This window comes from Actinomycetospora soli, from assembly GCF_021026295.1.
In the GTDB taxonomy this organism is placed as follows: domain Bacteria; phylum Actinomycetota; class Actinomycetes; order Mycobacteriales; family Pseudonocardiaceae; genus Actinomycetospora; species Actinomycetospora soli.
This window is the reverse complement of the sequence record NZ_JAJNDA010000002.1, coordinates 397,648-411,858: the sequence shown is the minus strand read 5'-3', so window position 1 is coordinate 411,858 and position 14,211 is coordinate 397,648. Positions and strand designations below refer to the sequence as shown.

The following is a 14,211-nucleotide window of genomic DNA, read 5'->3' as shown; positions in this document are numbered from 1 at the left end:
GGCCGCAGGCCACCCCTACGCCCCGACGCGGCTGCGCGCCTTCTCGGCGTCGCGCAGGGCCCGGTCGCGCCGGCGGCGCCGGAGCGCCGCGAGCGGACCACGCCCGTCGTCGGGAACGGCGAGCGGTCCGCTGCCCTCGGCGAGCTCGGCGGCAGCGACGATGCGCCGTTCCATCCCGCCGAAGACGAGCACGTGGAACGGCGCGATCACCCACCAGTACGCGTGCCCCGCGAGGCCCTTCGGCAGGAAGATCGCGCGCTGGCGGTAGACCGACCCACCCGGGCGCGGGGCCACGCGCAGCTCCAGCCAGGCGAGCCCGGGCGCCTTCATCTCGGCACGCAGGCGCAGCAGGTACTCGCCGTCCTCGAGGTCGGGCACCGTGGACGAGCGGTCGGCCCCGCCCGCGTGTCCCTCCGTGCACTCCTCCACCCGCCACCAGTCGAGCGCGTCGCCGACCTTGAGGCTGTCCTCGTCGCGGCGGCCCCGGCGCAGGCCGACGCCGCCGACCAGTCGGTCGATCACGCCGCGCGCCCACCAGCCGATGGGGAACGAGTACCAGCCGCGGTTGCCGCCGATGCCCACGACGACCTTCCACAGGGCGTCGGCGTGCGCCGCCGAGGGGCGCTCGCGCACGTCGGTGTAGACGGTGCCGCCGGCCCATTCCGGGTCGGAGGGCAGCAGGTCCGACGGCATCGGGTCGGACGGCGCGTAGCGGGCGTTGGCGCCCGACCAGCGCGTCTCCACCTGGCCCTCGCGGATCCGGGTGAGCGCGAGGTCGACCGCGCGCCGGAAGCTCGTCAGGCCCTCGGCGGGCGGCGCCACGTAGGAGTCGATGTCGTGCTCGGAGGCGACGACCTCGTGGATGAGGGAGTCGATGAGCGGGACGGCCGTGGACCGCGGGACGGGGGTCACCAGGTTCACCCAGTGCGAGGAGAGCCGCGGGGTGAGCACCGGGACCGGCAGCATGCGCCGCGGCGGCAGCCCGGCCACCTCGGCGAAGCCCTCCATCATCTGCAGGTAGGTCAGGACGTCCGGGCCGCCGATGTCGAACGAGCGGTTCACGTCGGACGGCAGGTCGACCGCCCCGACCAGGTAGTGCAGGACGTCGCGGATCGCGATCGGCTGCACGCGGTGGTGCACCCAGCTCGGCGTCAGCATCACCGGCAGGCGCTCGGTGAGGTAGCGCAGCATCTCGAAGCTGGCCGACCCCGAGCCGAGGATCACCGCGGCCTGCAGCACGGCGGTCGGGACCCCGGAGCGCAGGAAGATCTCCCCGACCTCCGCCCGCGAGGCGAGGTGCTCGGAGAGCGTGACCCCCGAGGGGTGGATGCCCCCGAGGTAGACGACCCGGCGGACACCGGCCGACCGGGCCGCCTCCGCGGTGATCAGCGCGGCGTGGCGGTCGACCTCGGCGAAGCCCGACTCGGACAGCGAGTGCACGAGGTAGAACAGGACGTCGGCGCCCTCGCAGGCGGCCCGCATCGAGTCCTCGTCGAGCACGTCGCCCGCGACCACCTCGACGGCGTCCTGCTGGGCCCACGGGATGTCCTGCATCTTCGCGGGGGTGCGGACCACGCACCGCACCTCGTGGCCCTCGGCCGCGAGCCGCGGCGCGAGACGTCCGCCGATGTAGCCGGTCGCGCCGGTCACCACGCACTTCACGCCCGTCATGGTCCCGGCTGCGGCGTCGCGGCGCAGCACCGCGGCGCGCCACGACCTGCCTCGATGGGGTGTGCCACCACCGTGCGCATCCGCTCGATGGGGTGGACGACCGGCCGTGTGCGTCCCGCCGGGGCGGGCGAATCACCCGGGTGCCCGATCGAGCGCGTCGACCTGACCCGCGGTGACCGGTCCGGGGTCGAACGACACGGATGTGGTTCTGCTCCTCTGGAGTGACACACGACCAGGGGGTCTTCGGGCGTGTCGCGATTTGATCGGCGCGTCGCCCGAAAGGTGCGCGGCCGGGGTGCCGTTGGGCCCTGCAGACGCGCGGCGCAGCAGTGGACACGGCTGTTCGTCGCAGCGCGGTAGGACCGTGTGGTGCAACGGCGGAGGTGGGGAACGATGTGGGTCTGGCGCGACGAGACGGTGCGCGGTGGATGGCGTCTCGACAACACGGGGTCGTGGACGTACGACGAACCCGCGCGCCTGCAGCCGGTGGGGGCGCAGCGGCGTGCGGAGCCCGACGCGCGGGTGCGTGAGCAGTGGGCGCGGGAGCGCTTCCTCGCCGACCAGCGGGCGCGGCAGGAGCGCCTGCGTCCCGCCCTCGCGGCGACGCCGGGTGACCCGTTCGAGGCGGAGCCGATCTTCCGGTCCGTGGCGCACGAGGTCTCCCACGAGCGCCGCTACGAGGGCGGGCGCTACCGGCACACGCCGCACGCCGCGGGCGAGCGGCACGGCTACATCCCGGAGCCGCACCCGGGCTCGGGTCCCTTCCCCGCGCAGGACGGCGGCCGCCGTCGCCTCGCGCCGGTCGACGAGGTCCCCCCGCCCCCGGTGTCGCAGGACCTCGGCCCCGTCGGGTCCCCGGAGGACGAACTGCGTCGCCGCGCCGAGCGGCGCCGCCGTCCCCGCAGCGAGCCGGAGAGCGGCCGCCACGTCCTGCGTCGCTGACGTCGCGGACCGGACCCGTCGGGGGTGTCCGGCACGCCCGTGAGCACGAGCACGACCCGGCTCGACGCCGGCCGAGGGCCCCTCGCGCACCGCGCGGGGGGCCCTCCGTCGTGACGGCACGAGGTGTGCCGTCGACCGACGCGGGGTATCGCCCCGGCCAGCGCCGGTGTCCCCTCGATCGCAGGAGGTCCTCCCCATGCTCGTCCGCCGTCTCGCCCGGCCGATGTTGGCCGCGGTGTTCATCAAGGGCGGGATCGACACCCTGCTCAACCCGGAGCCACGCATCGGGATGGCGGCGCCGAAGATCCAGCAGGCCGAGAACGCGGTCGGGGACAAGCTCCCGCCGCAGGCGCCCACCGAGCCCGACCAGCTCGTGCGCATCGACGCCGGGGTGAAGATCGGCGCGGGCGTGCTGCTCGCGCTCGGGAAGTTCCCGCGGATCGCCTCGCTCGCCCTCGCCGCCAGTGTCATCCCGACCACGGTCGTCGGCCACGCGTTCTGGGAGGTCGACAACCCCGCGGACCGCTCCGCGCAGGAGATCCACTTCCTCAAGAACCTCGGGCTGCTCGGCGGCCTGATCCTCGCCGCGGTCGACACCGAGGGGAAGCCGTCGCTGGGCTGGCGGGCCCGCCGGGCCTCCCGCAAGCTCGCGAAGCAGACGCGCGAGCTCACCGGGTCGGCGCAGGAGCACGACTTCGCCGGGCAGGCGAAGTCGGCCGCCGGGACCGCGGGCGCCACGGCGCGCGACGCGGTCGACGTGGCGATCGGTCGCTTCGTCGCCTGATCCCGGTCCCACCCCGGTTCCACCCGGACGGCCCGGTCCTCGCCCTCGGGGCGGGGACCGGGCCGTTCGTGCGTTCGGCGCAGGGTCGGGCCCCTAGGGTGGGACGGGTGTGGACGAACTGGTCGGGCGGGCAGCGCTGCCGGCCCGTCGCCACCGCGCGTCCGCTCGACGAGGCCGGCGTCGCCGGGGTGGTCCGGCGGGCCGCCGAGCGCGGGCAGACGGTCCGACCGGTCGGGGCCGGCCACGGGTTCTCCGACCTCGCCGTCACCGACGGCGTCCACCTCGACTGCTCGGCCTTCGCCGGCATCACCGGCGTCTCCGCGATCGGCGGCCCCGCGGCCGCCTCCGGGGAGGCCGTCGTGCGGGTCCGCGGCGGGACCACCGTCGGCGAGCTCCAGGAGGGGCTGGCCGAGCGCGGCCTCGCCCTCCCGGTGCCGCTCGACCTGGCGGCACCGACCCTCGGCGGGGCGCTCGCGGTCGGCGCGCACGGCAGCGCCGCGACCCGGGGATCCCTCGCCGAGCAGGTCCTCGCGCTGCGCGTGGTCGACGGCCGCGGCCGGGTGCGCGACGTCCCGCGCGCCGACCTCGACGCCGCCCGCACCGCGCTCGGGGCGCTCGGGGTCGTCCTCGACGCGGAGCTGGCCGTCGTGCCGGCGACGCCGATGACGGTGACGCGGACGCAGCGCCCCGTCGACGAGGTGCTCGACCCCGCGTTCTGGGAGTCGCACGACCTCGCGGAGGCGGCCCTCTTCCCGTCGTCGCCGACCGCCCTGGCCCGGTGGGCACGCGTCGCGGACTCCGCCGACGAGGAGGAGCCCGAACGCGGCGTGGGCGTCACGAGCGCCGGGGCCACGGGGCGCACGGCGCTCGGCGGGGCCGTCGTCGTCGAGCGGGCCCTCCCCCGCCTCGCGCCGTCGCTCAACCGGGTCGTCTCCCGCCTCGCCCGCACCGTGTCCGCGACCGGGGCCGGCCACCGCGTCCTCTCGAACCCGCCCGCGGTCCGCTACGAGCAGACCGAGTGGGCCGTGCCGCGCGAGGTGCTGGTCGGCAGCCTGCGGGCGCTGCTGGCCCAGCTCGCCGACGGGCTGGAGACCGGGCTGCCCGTGCGGATGCGGGTCGGGCCCGCGGAGCGGGGCTGGCTGCACCCGGCCTACGGCCGCGACACCGGCTGGGTCGCCGTCCGCGTCCCGCGCGGCACCGACCCCGGGCCCGTCCTCGCCCGCACGGCCTCGGTGATGCGGGCCCACGGCGGGCGGCCGCACTGGGGCACCCGGCACGACTTCGACGCCGTCGACGTGGCGTCGGCCTACCCGCGCTTCGCGGACTTCGCGCGGGTGCGCGACGACTACGACCCCGACCGCGTGTTCACCAACCCCGCGCTCGCCCGCCTGCTCGGCGACTGATCGTCGTCGGGGTCCGCCGCCGCGCCGAGGTCGATCGCGAGCGCGACGACGGCCTGGTCGATGCGCCGCAGCAGCCGGGCGATGACGAGGGCGTCGTTGCGCCGGCGCGGGTCCTGGCTGCGGGCGGCCTGCTCCTCGGCGCGGTCGACGAGCTCCTCGGCGGAGTGCACGAGGACCTGCCCGCCGTCGGAGCGCCGCTTCCCGCGCACCACGACGTCGCGCAGCCCGTCCAGGTTCGCCCGGACCGCGGCGAGCGCGGGCTCGAGGGTCGGCGCCCAGCCCGGCGTGGGGTCGGACCCGAGCTCGGCGCCGGTCCGGGCCAGGGAGCGCGCGTAGTGGTCGACGATCGTGAACACGCGCAGGGCCCGGCGGTGGCTGGAGCGGCCCCGGCGCTTGGGCGTGTTCACCAGCAGCGGCTTCGTCCGCGCGCGCAGCGTGGCCAGCGCGGTGTCCATGTCCCGCGCGCCCTCCAGGGCGGCCGGGCCGCCCCGCCCGCGGCCGAGGACCGTCGCCACCCCGGCCTCCAGCACCGCGTCCGCGGCGTCGACGAACTCCTCGACGGCCTCGCCGAACGCCTCCCGGGTGCCCTTGGGCAGCACGAGGAACGCGGCCACGACGCTCGCCAGCACGCCGACCAGCGTCTCCTCGATGCGCAGCACCAGCGTCTCGACGCTGAACTGCCCGATCAGCCCGTACACCAGGGCGAGCACCGCGGTGATCCAGAACGCCAGCATCCCCGGCGAGACGCGCACGAGGTAGAGCGCGAGGAACGCGCACACGAACAGCAGGAGCAGCGAGAGCACCTGGTTCCCGGCGGTGAGGGCGGCGAGCGCCATCCCCGCCGCGACCCCGCCGACCGTGCCCACCACGCGGCCCCACCCGCGCGAGAGCAGGTCGCCGCGGCTGGAGGTGTTGGCGAAGACGACGAACGAGGCGATCACCGCCCAGTACCAGCGCGACGGCGCGAGCAGCTCGCCGAGCCCGATGGCGATCGTCGTGCCCACGCCCACCTGGATCGACTGCCGAGTGGTCAGCAGCAGGCCGCGGTCCCGGTCGGGTGCCCCGTCCGTTTCCGACGGCGGGTCGTCCGGCTCGGGCGTCCCGGCCCCCGCCGCGGCGTCCGGCCGCCCGTGCGCGATGCCGTCCGGAGCGGCCTCGGCGGCGACGGCCATCGGGGAGGCGGCCGTCGTCGAGCGCGGCACCCCGGGCAGGACGATGCCCTCGGTCGTCGCCTCGCCGGGCCGCGCGGGGAGGTCCCGCTGCGCGTACTCGACCGAGTCCGCGGTGCGCCGCACCGCGAAGGCGGCCCGCTGGACGCGTTCGTGTCCGCGGCCGGTGTCCGCCACCAGGCCCGCGACCGCCCCCCGCGCGTCCGCGAGCTCGGAGAGGATCTGCCGGTGCGGCACCCGCCGGTCGGTGGCGCGGGCCAGGTGCGTGAGCCCGGTCCGCAGTGCAGTGAGCGCGAGGGGGCTCGGACGCTGCTCGTCGTCGGCGCGGACGAGTCGCCGGGCGGCGACGCCGAGGCGCTCCAGCCCCAGCTCGGTGTCCACCACCCGCAGCGCGAGCAGGTCGTTCTCCAGCCCGGGCCACACCCGGTCCGCCGCGCTGTACTCGAGCTGGTCCTCGACGAGCAGCGCGGTCTCGTTGAGCCGGCGGCGGGCGCGGTAGAGCCGCTCGAGGACGGCGTCCCCGACCTGCTCGTGCTCCGCCCCGGGCGCCCGCGCCGCTCCCTGCTGCGCCTCGGCGAACACCTCGTCGACCCGGAGCACCATCTCGTGGGCGCGCGCCCGGAACGCGTCCACGAGCCGGCGCAGCGTCCGCTCGGGGCGCTCGGCGAACAGGACCCCGCGCAGCAGTAGCGTGGTGCCGAGCCCGAGGAGCACGGCCACGCACAGCGCGGGGATCTGCGGCGGCTTCGCCTGCAGGAACTGGGTGAAGAAGAACGGCATGAACGCGCCCATGCCGAGGGCGAAGCCGCGCGGGCCGTAGCGCCGCACGTAGACCGCGCCGATCATCACGGCCACGAACACCACGTCGGCGACGACCCGGTACGGGGAGAGCAGCGTGCCGACGGTCGTCGATGCCAGCGCCGGCAGCACCATCAGCGCGGTCGTCACCCGCTGGCGCGCGACGGTCTTCTCGTTGACCGCCAGGTTGGAGATCATCGCGAGGACGCCGGCGAAGAGCACGACCGTCACCGGTTCGTCGGGCACGAGGGCGGCCCGGCCCCAGGCGACCAGACCCGCGGCGATCGCCATGGACGCGACGGCGACCGACGCGAGGCGCAGCCGCGCCAGGCCGGGGTCGGCGGTCACCAGCAGGGTGCGCAGCGACTCGATCGCCCTCGTCGTGCCCACGGTGCCCGGCCGCTCCTCTCGTCGCGGGCGGAGTCTCCCACGCGGCACGCGGGGCGGGATCCACTCTCGACACGGTTACCGGGGGGTAATAGCCTGCAGTTACCCGCCGGTACGGACCGGCTCGAGCCCGCCGCGTCACCCCACGACGGGCCTTCTCGACGGAGCACGGAGCAGCCACGTCATGAGCCACTACAAGGCCAACGTCCGCGACATCGAGTTCACGCTGTTCGAGCTCCTGCGCGTGCAGGACCGGTTCGGGCAGGGTCCGTTCGCGGAGACCGACGAGGAGACCGCCCGCGCGCTCCTCCACGAGGCCGCCGCGCTGGCCGAGGGGCCGCTCGCGGAGTCCTACGAGTCCGGTGACCGCAACCCGGTCCGCTTCGACCCGCAGACCCACACCGCCCACCTCGACGAGGGCATCAAGCGGTCCTACCGCGCGATGTGGGACGCCGAGTGGTGGCGCCTGTCGGCCGACAACGCGATCGGCGGCATGGGCGTGCCCCCGTCGATCCAGTGGTCGGCGGCCGAGATGATCCTGGGCGCCAACGCGCCGGTCTTCATGTACATGACCGGCCCGAACTTCGCCTCGGTCATCTACCGCAACGGCACCGAGCAGCAGAAGCACTGGGCGCAGGTCATGGTCGACCGCGGCTGGAGCGCCTCGATGGTGCTCACCGAGCCGGACGCCGGCTCCGACGTCGGCGCCGGCCGCACCAAGGCCCGCGACAACGGCGACGGCACGTGGTCGATCGAGGGCGTGAAGCGCTTCATCACCTCGGCCGACTCCGACGACCTCGTCGAGAACGTCCTCCACCTCGTGCTGGCCCGCCCCGAGGGCGCGAAGCCGGGCACGAAGGGCCTCTCGCTCTTCCTCGTGCCGAAGTTCCACTTCGACCCGCAGACCGGCGAGCCGGGCGAGCGCAACGGCGCCTTCGTGACGAACGTCGAGCACAAGATGGGCCTGAACGCGTCGGCCACCTGCGAGCTCACCTTCGGCGCCCACGGCACGCCGGCGGTCGGCTACCTGCTCGGCGACGTCCACGACGGCATCGCGCAGATGTTCCAGGTCATCGAGTACGCCCGGATGATGGTCGGGACCAAGGCCATCGGCACCCTCTCGACCGGCTACCTCAACGCCCTCGAGTACGCCAAGGAGCGCATCCAGGGCGCCGACCTCACCCAGCAGACGAACAAGACCGCGCCGCGCGTGCCGATCACCGCACACCCGGACGTCCGCCGCAGCCTCATGCTGCAGAAGGCGTACGCCGAGGGCCTGCGTGCCGTGTACGCGTTCACTGCGACCTACCAGGACACCGTGCGCCTCGGGTCGGCCCCCGACGCCGAGTCCGGATCGGTCAGCGCCGAGGACGTCGCGCTCGCGGAGAAGGTCAACGACCTGCTGCTGCCCATCGTCAAGGGCGTCGGCTCGGAGCGCGCCTCCGAGCAGCTGATCGGGTCGCTGCAGACCCTGGGCGGGTCCGGCTACCTGCAGGACTACCCCATCGAGCAGTACATCCGCGACGCCAAGATCGACTCGCTGTACGAGGGCACCACGGCGATCCAGTCGCAGGACTTCTTCTTCCGCAAGATCGTCAAGGACAACGGCCAGGCACTGGTGCACGTGGCCGGCCTCGTCCAGACGTTCCTGGAGTCCGAGGCCGGCAACGGCCGGCTCAAGGAGGACCGGGCGCTGCTCGCGACCGCGCTCGCCGACGTGCAGGCGATGCTCGGCTCGATGGTCGGCTACCTGACCTCCTCGCAGGAGGACGTCCGCAACCTCTACAAGGTCGGCCAGCACGCGGTCCGCTTCCTGCTCTCGGTCGGCGACATGCTCATCGGCTACCTGCTGCTGCGCGGCGCCGAGGTGGCCATCGGCGCGCTCGACCGCGGCGCCTCGGCCAAGGACACCGCGTTCTACGAGGGCAAGATCGCCGTCGCGCACTTCTTCGCGAAGAGCGTGCTGCCCGAGCTGACCGCGCGCCGCGCGATCGTCGAGGGCGCCGACAACGCCCTGATGGATCTGGACGTCGCCTCGTTCTGATCGACCCCGCCCTGCGGCAGGAAAGCGTCGTTGCTGTCTCCGGATGACAGCAACGACGCTTTCCTGCTGTTCGGGGCGGGTGATTCCTGGGTCACAGGCACCCGGGAGATAGGTTCTGCGACGTGTCGAAGGTCCTGACGAATCTGCCGGTCGGCGAGCGTGTCGGCATCGCCTTCTCCGGGGGTCTCGACACCTCCGTCGCGGTGGCCTGGATGCGTCACCACGGCGCCGTGCCGTGCGCCTACTCGGCCGACCTCGGGCAGTACGACGAGGACGACATGGCCACGCTGCCCGACCGCGCGAAGGAGTACGGCGCGGAGATCGCGCGCCTGGTCGACTGCCGCGGGCCGCTCGTCGAGGAGGGTCTCGTCGCGCTGATGTGCGGCGCCTTCCACATCCGCTCCGGCTCGCGCGTCTACTTCAACACGACGCCCCTCGGCCGCGCCGTCACCGGCACGCTGCTCGTGCGGGCGATGCAGGACGACGGCGTCTCGATCTGGGGCGACGGGTCGACCTACAAGGGCAACGACATCGAGCGGTTCTACCGCTACGGCCTGCTGGCGAACCCGCAGCTGCGCATCTACAAGCCGTGGCTGGACGCGCAGTTCGTCGACGAGCTCGGTGGCCGGGCCGAGATGAGCCAGTGGCTCACCGAGCACGACCTGCCCTACCGCGCCAGCAAGGAGAAGGCGTACTCCACCGACGCCAACATCTGGGGCGCCACGCACGAGGCGAAGACCCTCGAGCACCTCGACGAGTCGCTCGAGGTCGTCGAGCCGATCATGGGCGTCCGGTTCTGGGACCCCGCGGTCGCGATCGAGCCCGAGGACGTGACGATCACGTTCGAGCAGGGCTACCCGGTCGCGATCGACGGCGAGCGGTTCGCGAACAACGTGGACCTCGTGATGGCCGCGAACGGCATCGGCGGCCGGCACGGGCTCGGCATGTCCGACCAGATCGAGAACCGCATCATCGAGGCCAAGAGCCGCGGCATCTACGAGGCGCCCGGCATGGCGCTGCTGTTCATCGCCTACGAGCGGCTGCTGAACGCGATCCACAACGAGGACACGATCGCGAACTACCACAACGAGGGCCGCCGCCTGGGTCGGCTGCTCTACGAGGGCCGGTGGCTCGACCCGCAGTCGATCATGCTGCGCGAGTCGATCGTGCGGTGGATCGGCCGGACCGTCACCGGCTCGGTGACCCTGCGCCTGCGCCGCGGCGAGGACTACACGATCGTCCGCACCGAGGGCCCGGCGCTCTCGTACCACCCGGACAAGCTCTCGATGGAGCGCACCGAGGACGCCGCGTTCGGTCCGCTGGACCGCATCGGCCAGCTGACGATGCGCAACCTCGACATCGCCGACTCCCGCACCAAGCTGGAGCAGTACGCCGCGTTCGGTCAGCTGACGGGTCAGGCCGCGTTCGTCGGCGAGCTCGAGCAGGGCCGCGCGGACGCCATCACCGGCCGCGGCGACGACCAGGGCACCGACGAGTCGGCCCTGGACCGGGCGGCGATGGAGTCCGGGGTGGACTGACGTCCACGTGAGCACTTTCGGTCGCTATGGCGACCGAAAGTGCTCACACGGCCGCAGGCCACCTACACCCGGCGCGCCCGGGCCTCCGCGAACAGGTAGAGGCCGAAGGCCACGAAGCCCAGCGCCACGGCGAGCAGCAGGAACACGCCGAACGGCTGCCCCGCGAGGGTCTTGAGCGCGGCGTCGAGGCCGCCGGCCCGACGGGGGTCGGCGGTGAGCGCCGCGAGGGCGAACAGCACCGCCATCACCCCGAACGCGACCGCCCGGAGCACGTGCCCGGCCACCCCGAGGGGCACCATCGCGCTCCGCGCCCAGGACGGGAGGCGGGAGCGGTCGAGCTCCTCCAGGAAGTCGCGCCGGACGCCGGTCCAGGCCGTGGCGCCCGCGGCGATCAGCACGACGAGTGCGGCCACGCCGATGAGCAGCCGGCCGCCGGGCAGCGCGAGCACCCCGGCGGTCGCCTGCTGCGAGCCGCCGGTGGACGAGCCGGACGACCCGGTGACGAGCAGCCGCACCCCGAGGACGGCCACCCCGAGGACCGCCAGGGCGCGGGCCCCGCTGCCGATCCGCTTCTGGGCGCGGTCCCACCCGCTCGCCCACCGGAACCCGGTGAGGGCCGCCAGGCCCTGCCAGACGCCGAAGGCGAGCAGCCCCAGGACGATCACCACGATCACGACGACGCCGAACGGCTCCGCCGCGATCGCGCCCAGCGCCCCCTGCTGGTCGGCCTGCCCGCCGCCGGACAGCGCGATCTGCACCGCGATCCCGCCGACGAGCAGGTGGACGACCCCGTAGGCGACCAGCCCGACGCGACCGAGGAGCTCGATGCCGCGCGCCGGGGCCTCGCCCTCCCCGCTGCGGCCGAGCCCCTCCAGGGCGCCCCGGACCTCGCGGGCGGCGCGGTCCGCCCCGCCCTCCGCGCCGTCCCCGGACGTTCCGGTGCTCACCCGCCGCCGCAGGTGATCTCGGGCTCCGGGTTGTAGCGGACGGTGCGCGGCTCGGACTTCGTCTGGCCGGTGCGGACGTCCTTGAGGACCCGGGTGTCGGTGATGGTGAAGCCGCCGACGCCCTTGGACGGCTTGCACCGGGGGTTGTCGGAGAGGTCGCGGGTGCCGGGCGCCACCGGGTTGGTGCGCGGGCCGGTCTGCGACGTCACGTCGTACCGCTTCTGCCCGTAGATCTGGACCTTGATCGACGACGGGGTCCACTGCGTCCGGATGAGCACCGGGGTGTCACCGTCGTTGCGGAACTTCAGGTCGATCGCGCCCTCGAACACCGTCGCCTCGCGACCGGCCGGGTAGCGGCTGATGTAGTAGCTGTGCTCCTTGTGCTCGACCTGCTGCAGGCCGGCGAAGTACGAGGCGTTGTACAGCGTCGTCGCGAACTGCGAGATGCCGCCGCCGATGCCGCGCCCGGGCACGCCGTCGTCGATGATGCCCGCCTCGACGAAGCCCTGGCTGGCGTCGCGGGGGCCGGTGAAGCCGTTGAGGCTGAACGTCTCGCCGGGCTTCACGGTGGCGCCGTTGACGATCTCGGCGACGCGCTTGATGTTCTGCCCCGAGTCGGCGGCGAAGCCGTTGGTCTGGAACTCGCCGATGACGGTGGCCGGGCCGAGGGCCTGCAGCGCCTCGGTGGTGACCTTCGGCGGCGTCGTCGTGTACACCGCGTTCACCGCGCGGCCGCTCGCGGGCGGCGGCGGGGCGGGCGTCGCGCCCGGCGGCACCGGCGGCGGGGTGAAGGTGGTCGGCGGGGTCGCGTCCGCGGGCCGGCCGAGCGCCTCCACGAGGCCCTCGAAGGTCTTCCCGTAGTCGATGGTGCGGCCGGTGACGGCGGGGACGACGGTGGCGCCGGCGCCCTCGAAGGCGAAGGTGGCGTCCTTGGGCTCGGCCTCGGTCGAGGCGAGGTCGCGCTCGGCCACCCGCTCGGCGGCCGGGACGTCCACGCGCGGGGTGAGCCCGCCGGAGCCGTCCGGGTCGAACTTCAGGAACGACCCGATCTCCTCGGGCGAGAGCGTCGCGTTCTTCGCGTCGCCCACCACGTAGGCGGGGCCGGCGACGGCGGGGGTGGCCACCTCGCGCAGCGCGGTGTCGATCCCGTCCTGGGTGACCGTGACCGGCTGCTCGGTGACCGGGAGGCCGACCGGGGCCGAGTCGAGCCAGTGCGCGAACACGACGTCGGGGGCGGTGCGGCTGTCGACGATCGCGCCCGGCACCGAGGGCACCGGCACCGGCCGGTCGCCCTCGAAGCGGATCGTGCCCTCGACCGACGGCCGGTCCAGCTGCGGGCGGGCGGCGTCGACGGCCTGCCCGATCGCGACCGGGTTGCCCTTGCTGATCGGCGCGATCTCGCGGTCGGCGAAGAACGACGACAGGCGCGTGAAGGGGTTGAGCGGCTGCTCGCCGGCCTCGTCGATGGTCGCGGCGACGTCGAGGTCGAGTCCGGCGGCGCGCGGGTCGATCGTCGTGGTGCGGGCCTCGGGGCCCCCGCCCGCGACGAGGGTGATGGGGCGGGAGACGCGCGGGCCGAGCTCCGTGCGGAGCGCCTCCTGGGCGGCCAGCCGGTTCATGCCGCCGATCTCGACGCCCGCGACGGTGACGCCGCGCGGCACGTTCGTGGCGGAGATCAGCAGGTCGCCGACGTAGAGGACCGCGAGCAGTCCGACGACCGCCGCCCCCGCGACGAGGAGCGTGCGGCGGGACCGGCTCGACCCCCCGTCGGCGTGCTCGCTCGCTCCGTCGGGAGCGCCCTCCCCGGGCGGCCCGGCGACCGGCGGGATCTGGACCGTCGCCTCGGCGTCGGGGTCGTAGGCCGACGGCGGCCCGGCCGGCGGACCCGGCTCGGCCGACATCGCGCGCGTCGCCTCGGCGTCGGGCCCGGGTCCGTCGCCGCCCGTCGACTCGAGGCGGGTGTCCCCCGGGGAGTCCGGTGAAGGTGTCGTCACAGGTAGAGCCCCGTCCCGCTGGTCGGCTCGATGTTCTCGCTGGCCACGGCGTGCACGTCGCGTTCGCGCATCACCACGAACGCCCGGCCGTCGACCTCCACCTCGGCGTGGTCGTCCGGCCCGTACAGGACCCGGTCGCCGACCTTGACGGTCCGCACGTGGTTCCCGGTCCCGTACACGTCCCCCCAGCTCAGCCGCTTCGACACCGACGCCGTCGCGGGGATGACGATGCCGCCGGTGCTGCGGCGCTCACCCTCGGCGGCCGAGGGGGCGACGAGCACGCGGTCGTGCAGCATCTGGATTTCCAGCCGGGAGTCCGACACGCGCGAATCGTACGGGGAGGTCGGTATCGCACCCCCGGGTGGGCGGGCGCTCCCGAGCGTGTCGCGGCGGTGTTCCCGGGCCCGGACACGAAGCAGCCCCGTGGCCCTGCCAGGTCGGGGGTCCGGCAGCGCCACGGGGCTCGTGAGGGGTGTCGTCCGGGCCCCGTCGTTCGTTACCGCCCCCGGCAGGTTCACTCGTCCGGAGCAGCGA

At 74.4% G+C, this 14,211-nt stretch carries 10 protein-coding genes; 5 read left to right on the top strand and 5 right to left on the bottom strand.

Features of this window, described 5'->3' with window-relative positions:
- Nucleotides 1-15: 15 nt before the first annotated feature.
- Nucleotides 16-1,671 carry an SDR family oxidoreductase gene (locus tag LN037_RS04510; RefSeq protein ID WP_230750217.1) on the bottom strand — a complete coding sequence of 552 codons (1,656 nt, stop codon included), beginning with the start codon at nt 1,669-1,671 and terminating at the stop codon, nt 16-18.
- Between the two features lie 393 nt (nt 1,672-2,064).
- Between LN037_RS04510 and LN037_RS04505 the strand changes: the two genes are divergently transcribed.
- From LN037_RS04505 to LN037_RS04495, 3 genes are all read left to right on the top strand, one after another.
- Entirely contained in the window at nt 2,065-2,613 is a 549-nt protein-coding gene (locus LN037_RS04505; RefSeq protein WP_230750215.1) for a hypothetical protein, read from the top strand.
- A 196-nt stretch (nt 2,614-2,809) separates the two neighbouring features.
- Nucleotides 2,810-3,397, top strand: a complete 588-nt coding sequence (locus tag LN037_RS04500; protein WP_230750213.1) for a DoxX family protein — start codon at nt 2,810-2,812, stop codon at nt 3,395-3,397.
- 107 nt (nt 3,398-3,504) lie between these two features.
- Nucleotides 3,505-4,800 (top strand): D-arabinono-1,4-lactone oxidase, encoded by a 1,296-nt coding sequence (locus tag LN037_RS04495; RefSeq protein ID WP_230750211.1) that lies wholly within the window; start codon nt 3,505-3,507, stop codon nt 4,798-4,800.
- Here LN037_RS04495 and LN037_RS33355 read toward each other — a convergent pair.
- Nucleotides 4,743-7,157 (bottom strand): FUSC family protein, encoded by a 2,415-nt coding sequence (locus LN037_RS33355; protein WP_230750209.1) that lies wholly within the window; start codon nt 7,155-7,157, stop codon nt 4,743-4,745. The genes LN037_RS04495 and LN037_RS33355 overlap by 58 nt on opposite strands.
- 181 nt (nt 7,158-7,338) lie before the next feature.
- Between LN037_RS33355 and LN037_RS04485 the strand changes: the two genes are divergently transcribed.
- Nucleotides 7,339-9,198: an acyl-CoA dehydrogenase gene (locus tag LN037_RS04485; protein WP_230750207.1), complete on the top strand. Its 1,860-nt coding sequence runs from the start codon at nt 7,339-7,341 to the stop codon at nt 9,196-9,198.
- 122 nt (nt 9,199-9,320) lie between these two features.
- A complete protein-coding gene (gene argG / locus LN037_RS04480) occupies nt 9,321-10,736 on the top strand; it encodes an argininosuccinate synthase (protein ID WP_230750205.1) in 1,416 nt (471 codons plus the stop codon).
- A gap of 62 nt (nt 10,737-10,798) precedes the next feature.
- On the opposite strand, the gene LN037_RS04475 is transcribed toward argG, so the two are convergent.
- Genes LN037_RS04475 through LN037_RS04465 form a run of 3 tightly spaced genes read right to left on the bottom strand, consistent with a single transcriptional unit; the run spans nt 10,799 to nt 13,973 of the window.
- On the bottom strand, nt 10,799-11,683 hold the full coding sequence (locus LN037_RS04475; RefSeq protein WP_230750203.1) for a DUF1206 domain-containing protein: 885 nt from the start codon (nt 11,681-11,683) through the stop codon (nt 10,799-10,801).
- The gene (locus LN037_RS04470) at nt 11,680-13,677 is read right to left on the bottom strand and encodes a VanW family protein (RefSeq protein WP_230750201.1); all 1,998 of its coding nucleotides are present in this window, start codon (nt 13,675-13,677) and stop codon (nt 11,680-11,682) included. Before LN037_RS04470 ends, LN037_RS04475 begins: the two co-directional genes overlap by 4 nt.
- Nucleotides 13,674-13,973 carry a GroES family chaperonin gene (locus LN037_RS04465; protein WP_255693213.1) on the bottom strand — a complete coding sequence of 100 codons (300 nt, stop codon included), beginning with the start codon at nt 13,971-13,973 and terminating at the stop codon, nt 13,674-13,676. Before LN037_RS04465 ends, LN037_RS04470 begins: the two co-directional genes overlap by 4 nt.
- Between the last annotated feature and the right edge of the window lie 238 nt (nt 13,974-14,211).

What these genes read in the sequence shown, in the direction of transcription:
- LN037_RS04485 (WP_230750207.1), top strand. Translation starts at nt 7,339, where the DNA reads ATGAGCCACTACAAGGCCAACGTCCGCGACATCGAGTTCACGCTGTTC.
- LN037_RS04505 (WP_230750215.1), top strand. Translation starts at nt 2,065, where the DNA reads ATGTGGGTCTGGCGCGACGAGACGGTGCGCGGTGGATGGCGTCTCGAC.
- LN037_RS04500 (WP_230750213.1), top strand. Translation starts at nt 2,810, where the DNA reads ATGCTCGTCCGCCGTCTCGCCCGGCCGATGTTGGCCGCGGTGTTCATC.
- LN037_RS04510 (WP_230750217.1), bottom strand. Translation starts at nt 1,671, where the DNA reads ATGACGGGCGTGAAGTGCGTGGTGACCGGCGCGACCGGCTACATCGGC.
- LN037_RS04465 (WP_255693213.1), bottom strand. Translation starts at nt 13,973, where the DNA reads ATGCTGCACGACCGCGTGCTCGTCGCCCCCTCGGCCGCCGAGGGTGAG.